Here is a 525-nt window from a genome sequence, read left to right as displayed (position 1 = left end):
GTTTTGCCTTTGAAAGCATCCTCGTTCACCGCTAAGACGGTCGATACGACGATGGTGTTAATCGCACACTCGTGGATCGCCCCATCGATAAAATCCTCTTTTGCTGGTGTCCCGTCAGCGCCGGGAGGCAGAATACTGGGGTTGACGGGTTCCAAAAGCCCTTCCGCGCAGCCTCGAACAATGTCTGGTTTATCCAGCGAGACCAAATCCCAACGCACGTTGTTTGCTTCTACTTGCGCTTTAATCTCCGCCAAACCGCCACTGAAATCCTCCGATACGATCTCAACACCAGTCTTTTGGATGAATGGTTTATGGTAAGCCTCTACTTGGCTTTTGGTGAACGCGCCACCCCATGAGACGACCGTTAGTTTATCTTCAGCGTATGCCGAGGTACCCAACAGCATTCCCGAAATCAACATCACCAGTGGTGTTTTCGTCATTCGTGACATGGTTTACTCCTTTGGTTGTTTTTCTGGAGGTATCCGTTACGGCTGTTGGATACCACTTTTTGTTAAATTTTCGTTA

The 525-nt window shown here is 49.0% G+C and carries 1 protein-coding gene; it reads right to left on the bottom strand.

Annotated features, from left to right (window positions below):
- On the bottom strand, positions 1 to 449 hold a 449-nt coding region (locus R7Z47_RS26765; protein ID WP_411913073.1), incomplete at its 3' end, for an extracellular solute-binding protein.
- Positions 450 to 525: the final 76 nt, after the last annotated feature.

This window comes from Vibrio sp. 1641 (genome assembly GCF_033339995.1).
Taxonomy (GTDB): Bacteria; Pseudomonadota; Gammaproteobacteria; order Enterobacterales; family Vibrionaceae; genus Vibrio; species Vibrio alginolyticus.
Note: the sequence above shows the minus strand (reverse complement) of the source record. Positions and strands in the feature narration are given on the sequence as shown.